The organism is Neobacillus sp. 19 (assembly GCF_049463095.1).
Classification (GTDB): domain Bacteria; phylum Bacillota; class Bacilli; order Bacillales; family Cytobacillaceae; genus Neobacillus.
Genome location: NZ_JBMPZU010000068.1, coordinates 1 through 16194 on the forward strand (window position 1 = coordinate 1; position 16194 = coordinate 16194).

The 16194-nt window shown below is 42.7% G+C and carries 13 protein-coding genes; 11 read left to right on the forward strand and 2 right to left on the reverse strand.

Annotation, left to right across the window (positions count from 1 at the left end; translation table 11 throughout):
* The 4 genes from ACO1D1_RS21695 to ACO1D1_RS21710 form a co-directional block, all read left to right on the forward strand.
* The coding region (locus ACO1D1_RS21695) for a glycoside hydrolase family 2 TIM barrel-domain containing protein (RefSeq protein WP_423337078.1) at positions 1-3086 on the forward strand (3086 nt) is incomplete at its 5' end.
* Positions 3087-3286: 200 nt separating this feature from the next.
* Complete coding sequence (locus tag ACO1D1_RS21700) at positions 3287-5041, forward strand: ABC transporter ATP-binding protein (RefSeq protein ID WP_149871950.1); 1755 nt, start codon at positions 3287-3289, stop codon at positions 5039-5041.
* An 8-nt stretch (positions 5042-5049) separates the two neighbouring features.
* Positions 5050-6870, forward strand: coding sequence for an ABC transporter ATP-binding protein (locus ACO1D1_RS21705; protein ID WP_149871949.1), 1821 nt, complete (start codon positions 5050-5052; stop codon positions 6868-6870).
* 105 nt (positions 6871-6975) lie between these two features.
* Entirely contained in the window at positions 6976-7842 is an 867-nt protein-coding gene (locus ACO1D1_RS21710) for an aldose epimerase (RefSeq protein ID WP_149871948.1), read from the forward strand.
* 52 nt (positions 7843-7894) lie between these two features.
* On the opposite strand, the gene ACO1D1_RS21715 is transcribed toward ACO1D1_RS21710, so the two are convergent.
* Both ACO1D1_RS21715 and ACO1D1_RS21720 read right to left on the reverse strand, forming a co-directional pair.
* A complete protein-coding gene (locus ACO1D1_RS21715) occupies positions 7895-8113 on the reverse strand; it encodes a DUF2922 domain-containing protein (protein WP_149871947.1) in 219 nt (72 codons plus the stop codon).
* 61 nt (positions 8114-8174) lie between these two features.
* The gene (locus tag ACO1D1_RS21720) at positions 8175-8393 is read right to left on the reverse strand and encodes a DUF1659 domain-containing protein (RefSeq protein WP_149871946.1); all 219 of its coding nucleotides are present in this window, start codon (positions 8391-8393) and stop codon (positions 8175-8177) included.
* Between the two features lie 287 nt (positions 8394-8680).
* Between ACO1D1_RS21720 and ACO1D1_RS21725 the strand changes: the two genes are divergently transcribed.
* The 7 genes from ACO1D1_RS21725 to ACO1D1_RS21755 all read left to right on the forward strand — a co-directional run bounded on the left by ACO1D1_RS21725 (position 8681) and on the right by ACO1D1_RS21755 (position 16116).
* Positions 8681-9949, forward strand: coding sequence for a ribulose-bisphosphate carboxylase large subunit family protein (locus ACO1D1_RS21725; protein WP_423337079.1), 1269 nt, complete (start codon positions 8681-8683; stop codon positions 9947-9949).
* Positions 9950-9968: 19 nt separating this feature from the next.
* The gene (locus ACO1D1_RS21730) at positions 9969-11351 is read left to right on the forward strand and encodes a four-carbon acid sugar kinase family protein (RefSeq protein ID WP_149871944.1); all 1383 of its coding nucleotides are present in this window, start codon (positions 9969-9971) and stop codon (positions 11349-11351) included.
* A 33-nt stretch (positions 11352-11384) separates the two neighbouring features.
* Positions 11385-12035, forward strand: coding sequence for a GntR family transcriptional regulator (locus ACO1D1_RS21735; RefSeq protein WP_149871943.1), 651 nt, complete (start codon positions 11385-11387; stop codon positions 12033-12035).
* A 58-nt stretch (positions 12036-12093) separates the two neighbouring features.
* Positions 12094-13116 (forward strand): zinc-dependent alcohol dehydrogenase, encoded by a 1023-nt coding sequence (locus tag ACO1D1_RS21740; protein ID WP_149871942.1) that lies wholly within the window; start codon positions 12094-12096, stop codon positions 13114-13116.
* Positions 13117-13251: 135 nt separating this feature from the next.
* Positions 13252-14271, forward strand: coding sequence for a TRAP transporter substrate-binding protein (locus tag ACO1D1_RS21745; protein ID WP_223820819.1), 1020 nt, complete (start codon positions 13252-13254; stop codon positions 14269-14271).
* Between the two features lie 85 nt (positions 14272-14356).
* Positions 14357-14842, forward strand: a complete 486-nt coding sequence (locus ACO1D1_RS21750; RefSeq protein WP_149871941.1) for a TRAP transporter small permease — start codon at positions 14357-14359, stop codon at positions 14840-14842.
* Positions 14842-16116 carry a TRAP transporter large permease gene (locus ACO1D1_RS21755; protein WP_149871940.1) on the forward strand — a complete coding sequence of 425 codons (1275 nt, stop codon included), beginning with the start codon at positions 14842-14844 and terminating at the stop codon, positions 16114-16116. The genes ACO1D1_RS21750 and ACO1D1_RS21755 overlap by 1 nt, the downstream gene beginning before the upstream one ends.
* The last annotated feature ends 78 nt before the right edge of the window (positions 16117-16194 follow it).

The following is a 16194-nucleotide window of genomic DNA, read 5'->3' on the forward strand; positions in this document are numbered from 1 at the left end:
GACGGGATACTCTATCAGCATTAACGTATGAAAGGGCAAATTCCAAAGGGTTTAAGCTGTTAAATGGAATGTGGAAATTTCATTATGCTGAAAATCCCTTCCATGGACCAGACCGTTTTTATCAAGATAGCTTTGATGTGAGCGGGTGGGATGAGCTTATGGTTCCCTCTAACTGGCAGATGAATGGGTATGGGAAGCCGCACTACACGAATGTTCAATACCCGTTTCCAGTGGATCCTCCTTATGTACCAACCGAAAATCCAACAGGTTCTTATAGGAGAAGTTTCTATATTCCACCGGAATGGATGCAGCAAAAGATTATTCTACGTTTTGAAGGTGTGGATAGTGCCTTTCATGTTTGGGTAAATGGGATTGAGGTTGGTTATAGTCAGGGAAGCCGAATCCCGGCAGAATTTGATATCTCTTCCGCTATTCGTGAAGGGAATAATACCTTAGCAGTCAGGGTGTATCAATGGTCTGATGGCAGTTATCTAGAAGATCAGGATATGTGGTGGTTAAGCGGTATCTTCCGGGATGTGTATCTGTTAGCGAAGCCGAAGGTGCATATTCAAGACCTGTTCGTTACAACCAATCTGGATGAAAACTATGAAGATGCGATTCTTAAAATTGAGACAGCAATCGAAAATGGCAGTCATCAACAACTGGAAAACTATCAACTTGAATACCGCCTGCTTGATCGGGAAGGAAACTTAGTTTCTGTCCATTCACAGCTAGTGGCCGCTCCAAGTGATCAAACTGTCAAAGCGACTATCGATATCCCGGTGGAAAGTCCCAAAAAATGGTCTGCGGAACATCCATATATCTATCATTTGCTGGTTAGCCTGAAAGATGCGGGTGGAAACATTGTAGAAGTAGTGCCAAATAAAACCGGATTTCGTTCGATTGAACTTAAGGATGGTGTTTTCCTTGTCAATGGTGCGGCAATCAAGCTAAAAGGGGTCAACCGGCATGATTCTCACCCGGATTTGGGTCGTGCTGTGCCGCTTGCTGCCATGGAGAATGACATTATTTTAATGAAGCAGCATCATATTAACGCTGTAAGAACAGCTCATTATCCAAATGATCCAAGGTTTTATGATCTTTGTGATACGTATGGCATGTATGTCATTGATGAAGCAGACCTGGAAACCCACGGGATCGATTATGTGGGTCCAAGCAATATGTTAAGCGATGATTCTGAATGGGAAGAGGCATATGTCGACAGGGCCAAAAGGATGGTTGCCCGTGATAAGAATCATCCATCAATTATTATGTGGTCCTTAGGGAACGAATCAGGATATGGACGTAATCATGATGCCATGGGTGAGTGGATGAAAGAAAATGACCCGACGCGTCTCGTCCATTACGAAGGTGAGTCGGCGAGCATTATGCGCGAGGACGATAATGATCCAAAAAGAGATCCATCCGTTTCGGACGTTCATTCATCCATGTATACATCTCTAGAAATTCTCGAAAAATGGGGAAAGAGAACAGATCTAGCGAAACCGCATATTCTTTGTGAATATGTTCATGCGATGGGAAATGGCCCCGGGGGAATCAAAGACTATTGGGATCTGATTTACAAATATAGACGATTGCAGGGAGGCTTTGTCTGGGAATGGTGTGATCATGGCATTCGTCGCTTGACGGAAGCGGGTGAGGAATACTTTGCCTACGGGGGCGATTTCGGCGATACCCCGAATGATTATAACTTTGTTATCGACGGGCTCGTGAATCCGGACCGGACCCCTTCACCTGGATTAATTGAGTATAAGAAAGTCATCGAACCGGTACATGTGGAAGCGGTGAATGTAAAAACAGGGGAAGTAATAATCACCAACCGGTATGATTTTATTTCCTTAGCACATTTGAACGTATCTTGGTCGATTGAGGCTGATGGTAAGCCGATTGAACAAGGCGTGATGCCGGCACCGAATATCGCGCCAGGTGAAAGTACACGGCTTTCGATTCCATTTACGCTTCCTTCCCACATCAAACCAAATACGGATTATTGGCTGCACCTGCAGTTTACATTGGGCGTTGATACGGTATGGGCGAAAACAGGACATGAAATGGCATGGGCACAATTTGAATTGCCTGTAAAAAAAACATACCGTGAAAAGGCAGTTCAGCCGCTGCCTGCACCGCTTGAATGTGTGGAAACCCATAACAGATTGGTAATAAAGGGTGAAGATTTCTCTATTGCCTTCAATCTTATCGATGGAACAATGGATACATGGACCTATCAAGGACTTCCCCTGTTAGAAGCGGGCCCGAAGCTGCAATTTTGGCGGGCATTAATTGATAATGATCACCGCTCCGCTGTCAGCTGGAGGCAATTTGGTCTCCACTGGCTGCAGCACCGTGTTGATGGTGTGGAATGGCAGCAAACGGAGAATAAAGACAGGGTAGTGATTACTTCAAGTGTTCGCATTGCCCCGCCCATCCTTGCTTGGGGAATCCGCGCCACATACACGTATATGATTGATAGTAATGGTGAAATAGATATCGACGTACAAGCCTCTCTAGAGGGTGATGGACCCAAAACACTGCCGCGGATTGGCTTGCAAATGAAGCTGCCAGTTTATTTTGATGATGTGACTTGGTATGGGCGTGGTCCGGGGGAGGCCTATAGCGACAGCAAACAAGCTAACCGGGTTAGCGTTTATGCTAAAAAGGTGGAGGAGCTTTTTACTCCCTATATCTATCCGCAGGAAAACGGCAATCGCCATGAGGTCCGCTGGGTTTCCGTTACGGACCCTAGTGGAATAGGCTTTGTGGCAGCAGGTAATCCGATGCTCGATTTCAGTGCGCACTATTATACAACCGAAAATCTTGATCAAGCACAGCATACGTACGATTTGAAAAAACAAGATTCTATTACCTTTCATCTTGATTACGGGCAGAATGGAATTGGCTCTGCAAGCTGTGGTCCCGATTTGACGAAACCGTATCAGCTAGAATGTAAAGATTTTCAATTCGCGGTATCTTTAAAGCCATTTTCAGCGGCTGAGATTACACCAGTTGAAATAGGTAAGTCTTTAAGATTCCGGAATGGAATGAAGGCAGTGAGTTTTCATCAATAAAAATTGAAACAGGCCACGTCCTTTGCAAAATTGGCCTGTTTTTTTTTGTTAGAAGTAATTGTATTTGTTAAGGGACTGTTCCATGGAATCATTTTTTTTAAAAATTTAGTTAGCCGAAATATAAAATTTAAGAAATAATTTCTAGTCTCGTTATATATCATTAAAGCATGCAAAATATTTTTATCAAAAGGGAGGAAAATATGTTAGTTTTTAAAAAGTTAAAATCGTTTTATCTTCCTTATAAACGGGACTTCATTTGGTCGACGCTTTTTCTAATAATCATGGCGGGTATTACTGTTGTTTATCCGGTCATTTTACAAATGACGATTGATGATGTGGTACTTGGCAGACAATATGGCTGGGTGCCATGGATTTCGCTGGGGTTTATCATGATTATGGCAGTAAAAGGGCTGTCAACCTATATTCAGCATTATTTGGCGGATATGTTCGGCATTAAATCAGTATACCTTCTTCGAAACGCCCTATATGAAAAGCTGCAGCGGCTGTCATTCAGCTATTATGATAATGCGAAGACAGGGGACTTAATGTCCCGGTTGACCGCGGATGTGGAGGGCTTCCGTTTTTTTGTGTCATTCGGTTTTGCAGAGGTACTCCGGTTTGTTATTCAGGTCGGTGCCAGTTTGTGTGTCATGTTCTATTACTCTGTTTCCCTCACTCTGGTCACCATTATCGCACTGCCATTCTTGAGCATTGTTGTTTATAAGTTCGACAAAGCTGTACATCCGGCGTTTCGCGGGATTCGAGAATCGTTCGGCCGCTTAAATACAAAGGTACAGGAAAATATAAGCGGAATCCACACGGTTAAAGCTTTATCGAAAGAAGGGGTCGAGATTGAGCGCTTTACTGCATCCAATCATGATTACAGAGTGAAACAGCTTCATACGGCATCGGTTTGGTCGAAGTATTTTCCTTTAATGGAGCTGATTGGAAACATCTCTGTTGTCACATTATTGGCATTTGGCGGATATCAGGTAATAAATGGAGAGGTAAAACCCGGGGAGCTTGTAGCCTTTTACAGTCTTGTTTGGTATATTCTATGGCCTGTCATGAACCTGGGATTTACCATTAATATGTTCTCGCAGGCCAAGGCTTCCGGCGAAAGGCTCCTTGAAGTGTTAGAAGCGAATGAAACGATCTATGATGAAGATCATGTAAGAGGCAGTGGGAAAATGGATGGGCATGTTGTTTTTCGACATGTGTCATTCCAGTATCATAAAGAAGAAACAGCCGTCCTACAGGATGTAAGTTTCGATGCGCCTCCAGGTTCAACCATTGGCTTTATCGGCGCCACCGGTTCCGGAAAAACCAGCGTGATTCAGCTTTTATCTCGCTTTTATGAAACATCCGCAGGGGATATTCTGATTGACGGCCGTCCAATTAAGGAGTATGGGTTAAGCATGCTTCGCTCACAGATTGGAATCGTGTTACAGGAAACCTTTCTGTTTTCGTCTACCATTAAAGCGAATATTGCTTACGGAAGGCCGGATGCGTCAATGGATGAAATTATCGATGCTGCTAAACGGGCTCAAGCACATGATTTTATTATGGAGCTTCCGGACGGGTATAACACGATGCTGGGAGAACGGGGAATGGGTCTTTCTGGAGGGCAAAAACAAAGGATTGCGATTGCCCGTGCCATTTGTCTGAATCCGGCCATCCTTATTTTAGATGATTCGACGAGTGCTGTGGATATGGAAACAGAATTTCAAATTCAACAAGCCTTACGGGAGGTCATGAAGGGGAGAACCACCTTTATCATTGCGCATCGTATTTCCTCATTGAAACATGCAGATGAAATTTTAGTATTAGAGCACGGACGAATTATTGAACGAGGAACACATGAGCAGCTGTTGGCCGGCAATGGACCGTATCGAAGAACGTATAATATTCAATACCAGGACCAAGAAGCTATTATGGAAAGGCTCGTAAGGTAGGTGGAATTATGGAAGAAAAGCAAAAGAAACAACTGATATTAGATCGGTTTCACTACTCTCAGGATGAAGTGATTGATAAATCATTTAACTGGAAACAAATGTGGCGTTTGTTACAGTATGTAAAACCCTATTCAAAAACTTTACTGCCCCTTTCGTTTTTGACGGTGATTATTTCTACGGCCATCCGTTTAATCATTCCAATTTTGATTGGGGTCTATACACTGGATAAAGCGATTATTGAAAAAGACACCACGTTATTAATGAAACTTGTTTTCATTATTTCAGGGCTATATGTATTATCGTATATAGTCAATTTACTAAGAATCCGCTGGATGAATGAGCTCGGGCAAAATGTCATTTATGATTTACGAAAGCACTTGTTTACACATGTGCAGTCATTATCCCATCGATTCTTTGACCAGCGTTCGGCCGGTTCCATTCTGGTGCGGATAATGAATGATATTAACTCCCTGCAAGAGTTGTTCACAAGTGGAGTTATTAATCTATTAACTGATTTCCTGCTTTTATTTGCTACCATTTTAATTTTGTTTTCTTTGAACGCCAAACTCACTATTGCGATCATGGTTATTTTGCCGATCATGTTTTTTATTTCTACAAGCCTGCGAAAGAAAATTCGACTATCGTGGCAGTCCGTACGGCATATCCAGTCAAAAATGAATTCCCATTTGAATGAAAGTATACAGGGGATTCGTGTTACACAGGCATTCACTCAGGAAAAGGAAAATATCCAATTTTTTAAGGGACTCAATCAAGAAAACTTTCAAACGTGGAAGCAGGCCGTACAAAAAAATGCGATGTTTGGACCCTTTGTCGAGATGACCAATGCTATGGGGACGGCGATTCTAATCTGGTACGGGGCATTTCTTGTAGCGGGCGGTGAATGTACGATTGGAGAATTCGTATCCTTTGCCTTTTATTTAGGGATGTTTTGGGAGCCTATTTCCCGGCTTGGACAGTTGTATAATCAGCTTCTCATTGGCATGGCCTCTTCTGAGCGTATTTTTGAATTTTTAGATGAAAGGCCGATTGTGGCAGAGGCCGCTAAACCATTGGTCCTCCCGTCCATCAAAGGAGATATAGACTTTGAGGAGGTAGAGTTTTCTTATAATGCAACACGGAAGGCATTAAACGGGGTTTCTTTTTCAATCAAAGCAGGGGAAACGGCAGCGCTTGTCGGACATACTGGATCAGGCAAGACAACGATTGCGAATTTGGTCAGCCGCTTTTATGATGCGACTGCAGGTATGGTCAAAATCGATGGTCATCCGATTCAAGAACTGTCTATCGCCTGTCTCCGTTCACAAATTAGTGTGGTGCTGCAGGATACGTTCATTTTTTCGGGGACGATTATGGAAAATATTCGCTTTGGCAATCCGCAAGCTAGTGATGGGGAAGTGCTGGCTGCCGCGAAAGCAGTAGGTGCGGATGATTTTATTAACCGGCTATCAAATGGCTATCAGACAGAGGTGGAAGAGCGGGGGAATATCCTATCTGTTGGTGAACGGCAGCTGCTTTCCTTCGCAAGAGCACTGTTGGCTGACCCGAAAATTCTCATTCTAGACGAAGCAACTGCGAGCATTGATACAGAAGCAGAGGTTAAGATCCAACAGGCTTTAAAAACGTTATTAAAAGGCAGAACAGCCATCATGATTGCCCACAGATTATCCACAATCAGAGGAGCAGACAAAATAATTGTACTTGACCATGGAAATATCCTTGAACAAGGAAACCATGATACATTAATGACAAAGCAAGGAATTTATAATGAACTAGTAAAAGCACAATACAAAATGCTTGATGTGGGTTAATCGGCCAGAATGGGGACGGCTGTCGAATAGGGTATAATGTTTGAAAAGGGGTTTTCAACATTAAAAACCAGTCTTTATTTTTTTCGCAGAAAGGAATGGAAAAACATGTATCAAGTCAACGTAGAAATGGATTCCGACTATAAGATATACGTGCTGCAGGATACTGATACTCATTCATGGGTTAAGGTGGCGCCTGAACGGGGAGGCATCATCTTTTCCTATGGTGTAGAAGGGGAAGAGCTGCTCTACCTTAATGAAGAAACATTTTATCATTCAGAGGCCAATGTCAGAGGCGGCATCCCCATCCTTTTCCCAATTAGTGGCCAATTGTCCAATGGAACTTACGTGTGGGAAGGAACAGCCTATTCGATGAAAAATCACGGATTTGCCCGTAACCTTTCATGGGAAGTAGTAGCGACTGATACACACAACCGAGCAGCGATTACGATTCAATTAACGAGTAACGAACAAACGAAAGGTTCCTACCCATTTGAATTTGAGGTTGTCTACACGTATTCACTAAAGGACGGAAAGCTGCTAATCGATCAAGAATATAAAAATCTTGGGGACCAGCCTATGCCAATTTATGCCGGGTTTCACCCATATTTTAAAACAAGCGAAAAGCATCTTTCTTATGAAACCGATGCAACGCGATACTATGATTACAATGATGGGTTGGAAAAACAGTTTACTGGCCGTGTCGATTTAACAAACTTAAAAGAATCTGTTCTGTTATTAGATGCCAATCAAACAAATATTACCTTCCACCCTCCAGGTTTGAAGAAACCGATCACTTTAAGCTATAGTTCTCCCTTTAAGTATGTTGTGTTATGGACGGAAAAGGATAAGGAATTTATTTGCGTAGAACCGTGGATGGCAAAGAACGATGAATTCAATCGCGGAGAAGAACTTGTGATGATAAATAGTAATGACAGCCTTAAAACCGAATTTGTTATTTGTATGGATAGGTAAAATCTGTTTATAAAAAGAGGCCGGCTTCAAAAGGAAGCCGGCCTCTCACTGATTAAACAAGTTCATAGTCTGTCACATTGCGCTCGATTACTCTTGCACCTTTTGGTGTCACAAATCGGCCGCTGCTTGATGTGAAGATGTCCGATGCGATGATTTGCTCCATCGAATATTTTACCACTTCTTCATCAATCGGCTCCTTCGGATTATCGACTGAAATTCGGGCAGTCTTCCCAAACTCCGTTCCAAATTGCAATTCTAGCGTCTTCGCCATTTCTAATCACCTCCATTCATTTGGCCCTATAAGCTAGCAGACCTTTGATTAAACCATCCCTTTATATAAGGATTTCGGAGCTGTCATTGCGCTCCACTTTGTTTAGCGGATCTTTGCATAAAACAGAGATTGCCGTTGCTGCCTGCATAAATTGGTCGGCAGTCGCAGCCTTTGTGACGTTGCTAAACGTTTTCGCCTTATAGATCGGATTTCCCTCTTCGTCATTCCCGGTATCAAATACCAGGCGAAGCTTCGTTTCCTCTAATAACGCTTGTGCCATTGTCCCTCACCACCTTTCACCTTCTATATAGATAAATGGCGGAGAAATGGACAGGGTGGAAATGGTTTTTATAGAGAGTACCTCATTAAATTAATCAGTACATGACTTGTGAAAAGTATCACAAGAATATTTAAAATTTTTAGAAAAATCCCATTGACAATGTAAGCGGTTTAAAATATTATAAATAACGAGGAATCTAACATAGATCTATGATAGATTTATGTTAGATTTATCCAGCACATATGAACAAACCATTAATTGTATGACATGAAAGGTGGGTGTGGTTTTTGCAGTCCAATAGAGTTCATGCAAAGTACATAGTAGAAACCGCTTTTCCGCTTGATTACGCAGCCGAAGTAATGGCCGGAGAACAATCAACTGGAACCTTTGTATCAGTACCAGGTGAAACACCGGAATTGAGAGAAAAACACGGAGCCCAGGTAGTTCGAATAACAGAATTAGATACTGTCCATACTCCCTCTTTACCGGGTGCACAGCTTCCAAAGGGAGTCAATCCTTCCAATGCAGTGTACCGGAGAGCGATTGTTGAGCTTTCTTTTCCGCTTGATAATTTCGGACCATCATTACCAAACCTGCTGTCGACGGTTGCCGGAAATTTATACGAGCTTGGAGCTTTCTCTGGGTTAAGATTAATAGATTTAGAGCTTCCAAATGCTTTTGCCGAAAAGTATCCCGGGCCGCAATTTGGAATAACGGGAACGAGAAAACTCAGCGGTGTGGAAAATAGACCGTTAATTGGAACCATCATTAAGCCGAGCATCGGTCTCCATACCGAAGATTACCGGCCGCTTGTCAGGGAGCTTGCTGAAGCAGGCATTGATTTCATTAAAGATGATGAGTTATGTGCCAACCCTGCCTTCGCACCACTTGAGCAGCGAGTCAAGGTTATTATGGAAGAAATTGAACGGGTGGCAGATCGAACCGGTAAAAAATTGATGTATGCCTTCAACATTACCGGTGATATTGATGAACTCCGCAGAAATCATGATTTAGTGCTAAATGCAGGCGGGACTTGTGTGATGGTCTGTGCCAATAGTGTGGGCCTAAGTGGCACCGCTTACTTGCGCCAATACTCACAGCTGCCGATTCATGGACATCGCACGCAATGGGGAGCAATGTCCCGCAACCCACTATTGGGAATGAGTTTTACCGTTTTTCAAAAGCTATGCCGGCTTGCAGGGGTTGATCACCTCCATACCAATGGCTTAAACAATAAATTCTCCGAGGATAACGAGACTGTCGCACAAGCGATTCGCGATAGCTTAACACCTTTTCTTGGCGGTTATCCAATCATGCCGGTTCTATCCTCGGCACAATGGGCAGCAAGCGCGATCCCGACTTATGAATCAGTTCCTACAACTGATGTCATCCATTTGGCAGGCGGAGGAATTCTGGCCCATCCAGATGGGATTGAAGCAGGGGTTCTTAGTATGAGGCAAGGATGGGAAGCAGCTGTACAAGGGATTTCGATAGAAGCGTATGCAGAGCGGCATCCAGAATTAGCAAGGGCAATAGAGAAATTTTCGACAACTTAACCTTGGAGGGAAACACACGATGGAAGAAAATGAACTGTTACTCGCTTTTTATGGGGATGACTTCACTGGATCGACAGATGCAATGGAGGCACTTGCTATAAATGGGTATCGGACGGTTCTTTTCCTCGAGCCGCCTAATGTAGACATGCTAAAGCGGTTTGAAGGAATTAGCTGCATTGGAGTGGCAGGAACAAGCAGGGCAAAAAGTCCCGCTGACATGGAAGAGGAGCTGCGTCCGGTGTTCAAGAGCTTTGCTGAGACGGAGGTAAAAGTTGTCCATTATAAGACTTGTTCTACGTTTGACTCTGCCCCGGAAGTAGGAAGTATCGGGAAAGCAATTGAATTAGCGAGAGAATATTTTGACGAACAAAAGGTCATTCCCCTTTTAATAGGGGCGCCGCCTTTAGGACGATATACGATATTCGGCCAACACTTTGCGAGAATGCATGATACCGTTTATCGGTTAGACCGGCACCCGGTTATGTCGAGGCATCCGATTACACCGATGCTTGAAGCGGATCTGCGCCTTCATCTCGCAAAACAAACCTCGGAATCCATTGGGTTGATGAACATTTTAGAATTGGAAGGCAGTATTGAGGCTGTAAGAGAAAGGTACAAACAGAAGTCGAGCGAACCGGGAGTGCTGCTTTTTGATGTACTTGATGAAGAACGACTTCGTGTAAGTGGCCAACTGATTTGGGAATCAGCGGAGGACGGTCGTTCATTTGTAGTCGGTTCTTCAGGCCTAGGTTATGCCTTAACAGCCCATTGGAAAAATGATGATGTTTCGGCAAGAATGACGAAATTATCCGAGTCTGTTCCCGCAAGAAATCAAGTATTTGCTGTTTCAGGAAGTGCCTCAATGGTAACCCAGCAGCAAATCGAAGAGGCGTTGGAAGATGGGTTTTATGGGATAAAAATAAAACCGGAGCAAATCGTCAATACGGAGTCCCTCCCTCGGGAACTGTTAAATCAGGTCATTAAGCTGATTAAGGAGGGGGAAAACGTGATTCTGTATACAGCAATGGGGCCGGAAGATCCAGCGATTTTGGAAACACGTGAGCTTTTCCAGCAGCTGGGGATTCCTGAATTTCAATCCGGTGAATTGATTGGCCGCCAGCTTGGAAAATGGATTCGTGAAGTTGTAGAAGCTAGCGATATTCGACGTGTCATAATCGCAGGCGGAGATACGTCCGGGTTTGCTACTCGAGAAATAGGGGTTTACGGTTTAGAGACGCTGCTTCCAATCTCTCCTGGGGCGCCGCTTTGCAAAGCCTATTCCGATGATAGCAGATTTGACGGAATTGAATTGGCGCTTAAAGGCGGTCAATTGGGCGGAAGAAATTATTTTACAAATGTACGAAAAGCATCAAGTGAGCCAAAGCAGGTTAGCTTAGGTTAAACGATCGTATTAACTAGTCAAGGTGGTAAGTAGATGGAAAGTATGACGAAAAAAAATGCAGCCCCTCTTCTGAAAGATGTGGCTTACCAGCGGATTAAAGAAAATATATTAGACGAACAATTTCCACAAGGGAGTTTCCTATCGGAGCGTGAATTAATTGAAATTCTCCAAATGAGCAAAACGCCAATTAAGAATGCGTTAGTCCGCTTGGAAACCGAAGGCTTTGTCACCATATCTTCCAAGCAAGGTATTATCATTAATGAACTGTCCTTGAATCGCATTATTGATATTTACAATCTCCGGACTGCGCTTGAGACCTATATTGGCACGAACATTACGGGGAAATTAACCGCTGAACAGTGTAAGGAGATCGAGAAGAATCTTGCCCTTACCGAGGAAAAGGCAACCCAATTGGATATAAAAGGTTTCACTCGTGCGGATCATGACTTTCATCTTTTGCTCTGCGAATGCTTGGGAAACCAAGAAATTTATCGGGTGTTGTTGAATTATCAAGATCATTTAGTCCGAATCACCCTGCTTCATTTAAAGAAAGACCCACAAAGGATGCAGCAGTTCTGGAAAGAGCATGTGGAAATCTATAAACACTTGAAAAATGGTGATCAGAAGTCTATTGAATTAATTGAGAACCATCTCCAGCAATCAAAGCAAAAGCTAATGTTTTAAACACATTGTCACAGTCTGAATTTTTAAATGGGAATTGGGGATCTAGGGAGGAAGAACAGTGAAAGCAGTATTTGTGGAAAGTGCTTGTGAGGTAATTGTAAAGGACGTGGAATTACCTCAGGTAGCAGAAAAAGACGTTTTAATTAAAGTAAAAGTAACTGGAATCTGCGGGTCTGATATTCATACGTACAAGGGACTTCATTTATTCCGAAAACCGCCCGTTATCATCGGGCACGAGGTTGCAGGAGAAGTGGTTAAGATCGGAGCAGGCGTAACGCAATTCCAAGTGGGTGACCGGGTAACGGTTGAACCTCAGGTTGGATGCGGCAGTTGTGAAGCATGTTTAACAGGGAATGTGAATTATTGTGAGCATCGCGGAGCTCCTGGTCTAAATGGCTGGTATGGAACGATGGCGGAGTATTTTGCTGCCCCGGAACAGACTGTTTTCAAATTACCGGACAGCATGACTTTTGATCAAGGGGTTCTCGTCGAACCACTCGCTGTAGGGGTACATGCCGTCCGAAAAGCAGATATTCAACTTGGTGATAAAGTTGCGATCCTTGGTGCTGGTCCAATTGGACTGCTCACATTGGCAGCTGCAAAAGCAGCAGGAGCAACAACTGTTCTCGTTACGGACATTATGGATTATGCATTGAAAAGTGCAAGTAAAATGGGTGCAACCCATACGTTGAACACATTAAATAAGCAAGATTGGATCTCTGAAGCAAAGGAAGTGGTTGGCGGCGAGTTTGACAAGGTGCTGGTTGCGGCAGGTGTACCAGGCATCATTGACCAGGCCATCTCACTCCTTGGCAGAGGCGGGCGTTGTGTGACGATTGCGATGTTCCATGGAACGCAAACGTTTGATATCGTCAATTTGCAGCAGCAAGAGAAAGAAATTGTTGGATGCATGACCTATACAAGGGAAGATACCATTTCTGCAATTGAACTGATTCATGCTGGTCATGTGGCGGAAGACGTCATTATTACCCACAAGCTTCCATATGAGGAAGCAGCAAGAGGATTTCAAATGGTCGATAAAAAGGAAGATTCTTCATTAAAGGTGCTTGTTGAATTTTAAAATGAAAGCGATTCAAACTAGGTGCGTTTTTCCATTTTTACAATAAATGCAGTTTCAAACTAGGGGTATTATGCAAGTTTAAAGTGAGTGGAGAAATTTTTAAAAAAAGTAATGGATAAATAAGGGGGCAGGAAAATGATGTTGAAAAAGTTAGGATTTGCGACAATGGCTTTGACCTTGAGCTTTGGTCTTGTGGGGTGCGGGGTAAAGGAAACATCGAAAGGTTCAGATTCCGGAAAGGCGGACAAGGCTGTCACATTAAAACTTGGTCATATTGCAGGGGAAGATGATCCGTGGAATCTTGGAGCGAAAAAGTTTGCGGAACTTGTAAATGAGAAGTCTGATGGAACCGTTAAAGTGGATGTCTATGCAAGCTCAACTTTAGGGAATGACCGTGATTTAATAGAAGGAATGCAGCTCGGAACAGTAGACTTTGCGCTAGTTGCCGGCGTCCTTTCCAATTTTTACGAGCCATATTCCATATTAGAATTACCGTATCTGTTCCGTGACCGTGAGCATATGGAAAAGGTGTTATACGGTGAAGTGGGCGAGCAATTGAAAGAAGACTTGCTTGCAAATGCGCAAATTCGCGGCCTTCAATTCTGGGAACGTACGCCGCGTCAATTGACTGCTAATAAAAAAGTAACCAAACCATCTGAATTAGATGGCATCAAAATTCGTGTTCCTGAAATACCTGCTTCCATTGAAGCATGGAAAGCAATGGGAGCGACACCTACTCCGATGGCCTTTAGTGAGGTTTATTCTTCCCTTCAAACAGGGGTTATTGATGCGCAGGAAAATCCGCTTGCTTTAATTGAAAGTTCGAAATTAAATGAAGTTCAAAAGTATTTGATTAATACAAATCACGTATATGGTTATGTTATGTTGACAATGAGCGACAGTGCGTACAGCAAGCTTTCAAAGAAACAGCAAAAGGCAGTTGAAGAGGCAGCAAAAGAAGCGACTGAATACGAAAATAAAATTGTTTACGAACAAGAAAAAGAACTGCTTAAAAAGGTTCAAGATGCAGGTATGGAAGTTGTGGATGTAGATACAAAGCCATTCATGGAAAAAGCAAAGTCCGTGCATAAAGATTTTGCCAACAAATCAGAAGCTGATAAGAAGCTTTATGAGAGCATTGTGAATACGAAGTAATTGTTAGACTAGTGGGTACCAAGGTCATACATAGTCCTGGTACCCTTAAAAATTCCAAACCTATTTGGTGCAAAGGGGAGTTATAATGCAACAAGTTGTAAAAATGGTTGACACCTTGAATAAAGCAGTTGGATATATTCTCGCTTTGATGCTGGGTATTATGTCCATATTGATTATCGCACAAGTCATAAGCCGCTTCTTTATTCATTTTCCATTGACATGGTCTGAGGAATTATCCCGTTATTTAATGGTGTATATAGTTTTTGCGGGTGCTAGTTTAGCAATGAGGCATAATAAGTTAATTTCTATTGAGTTACTTCCTGAGTCACTAAGTTATCAGAAGAGAAAAATCTTATTAATGATTGTCATGATTCTATCTATCGTATTTTTCGCCATCTTATTTTTCCAAGGGCTTACAATGATCGAGCGCGTTATGCCTCAAACCTCTGCAAGTTTAGGAATTTCTATGGCTGTTCCATATGCCGCAATCCCAATTGGTTCACTATTGTTAGCGCTTAATTCAATTGCTTTTATTCTGGAATTAGCTTACAAAAAGGAGGGCGAAAAATAATGGCTATTGTGTTAATGATTTGTATGCTTGTCTTTTTCGCTTTAAGTGTCCCAATTGCCGTTTCAATCGGACTAGCTTCAGCCATTGCCCTATGGTGGGAGGGGAGTACGCCCCTTATCGTACTGGTTCAACGTTCTTTTACTTCTATTGACTCTTTTCCGCTTATGGCCATTCCGTTCTTTATTCTTGCCGGAACCTTAATGGAATATGGGGGAATATCCAAACGCTTAATCAACTTAGCTAATGCTTTCACGGGTCATCTGCCTGGGGGGCTCGCAATTGTTACGATTGTAACGGCTATGTTCTTTTCAGCCATTTCCGGTTCAAGTGCGGCAACTACGGCAGCACTGGGGAGTATGCTTATTCCGGGAATGATTAAACGTGGTTATGATGCTAAATTTGCCGGCGCCACACAGGCGGTTGCGGGTGAATTAGGTATTATTATTCCACCAAGTATTCCGATGATTTTATATGGGGTAACCGCTTCGGTCTCAATCGGAGATCTATTCATGGCAGGATTTGTACCTGGAATTCTTATTGGCCTTGCTCTTATTATGACGGTTTGGGTAATTGCAAAGAAACAAGGGTATAAACGTGAACCTAAACGATCATTCAATGAAAAAATGATTGCTATCAAGGAGTCAATCCTTGCGTTATTAATGCCTGTCATTATTCTGGGTGGTATTTACGGCGGGATTTTTACCCCGACGGAAGCTGCCGGGGTTGCTGTAGGCTATGCGTTTATCGTAGGTGTTCTTATCTATAAAGAAATAAAAATTAAACAATTTATTCAAATCTTCACCCAATCAACTGTGACAACGGCAACCATCATGTTCATCATCGCTAGTGCCGGTTTGTTCGGGTGGATCATCACTCGTGCCAATGTACCGCAAGCAGTAGCTGAGTTCTTTATTAATATTTCTGATAATCCGATTATCTTCTTATTATTAGTGAATGTTTTCCTGCTTATTGTAGGTATGTTTATGGAAACAAATGCTTCTATTATTATTTTGGCACCGTTATTATTGCCGGTTGCTACACAACTTGGAATCGACCCGGTTCATTTTGGTATTATTATGATTGTAAACTTAGCGTTAGGAATGTGTACACCACCACTTGGTGTTAACCTATTTATCTCATCACAGATTGCCAAAATCAGGCTGGATCAGATTTCAAAAGGAATGCTTCCATATTACGGTGTGCTCCTTGTAACATTACTTTTGTTAACTTTTATTCCACAATTATCACTCGGCCTAGTCCATTTGTTTAAATAAGTTTTTCAATATGAGTCGGGTATTGTGAAAATTGTGATACCTTTCGTTTCTAGTAAACTACTTCATTGAGGTTCCACA

What these genes read in the sequence shown, in the direction of transcription:
- ACO1D1_RS21755 (WP_149871940.1), top strand. Translation starts at nt 14,842, where the DNA reads ATGGCTATTGTGTTAATGATTTGTATGCTTGTCTTTTTCGCTTTAAGT.
- ACO1D1_RS21735 (WP_149871943.1), top strand. Translation starts at nt 11,385, where the DNA reads ATGGAAAGTATGACGAAAAAAAATGCAGCCCCTCTTCTGAAAGATGTG.
- ACO1D1_RS21715 (WP_149871947.1), bottom strand. Translation starts at nt 8,113, where the DNA reads ATGGCGAAGACGCTAGAATTGCAATTTGGAACGGAGTTTGGGAAGACT.
- ACO1D1_RS21750 (WP_149871941.1), top strand. Translation starts at nt 14,357, where the DNA reads ATGCAACAAGTTGTAAAAATGGTTGACACCTTGAATAAAGCAGTTGGA.
- ACO1D1_RS21705 (WP_149871949.1), top strand. Translation starts at nt 5,050, where the DNA reads ATGGAAGAAAAGCAAAAGAAACAACTGATATTAGATCGGTTTCACTAC.
- ACO1D1_RS21745 (WP_223820819.1), top strand. Translation starts at nt 13,252, where the DNA reads ATGATGTTGAAAAAGTTAGGATTTGCGACAATGGCTTTGACCTTGAGC.
- ACO1D1_RS21700 (WP_149871950.1), top strand. Translation starts at nt 3,287, where the DNA reads ATGTTAGTTTTTAAAAAGTTAAAATCGTTTTATCTTCCTTATAAACGG.
- ACO1D1_RS21730 (WP_149871944.1), top strand. Translation starts at nt 9,969, where the DNA reads ATGGAAGAAAATGAACTGTTACTCGCTTTTTATGGGGATGACTTCACT.
- ACO1D1_RS21720 (WP_149871946.1), bottom strand. Translation starts at nt 8,393, where the DNA reads ATGGCACAAGCGTTATTAGAGGAAACGAAGCTTCGCCTGGTATTTGAT.
- ACO1D1_RS21710 (WP_149871948.1), top strand. Translation starts at nt 6,976, where the DNA reads ATGTATCAAGTCAACGTAGAAATGGATTCCGACTATAAGATATACGTG.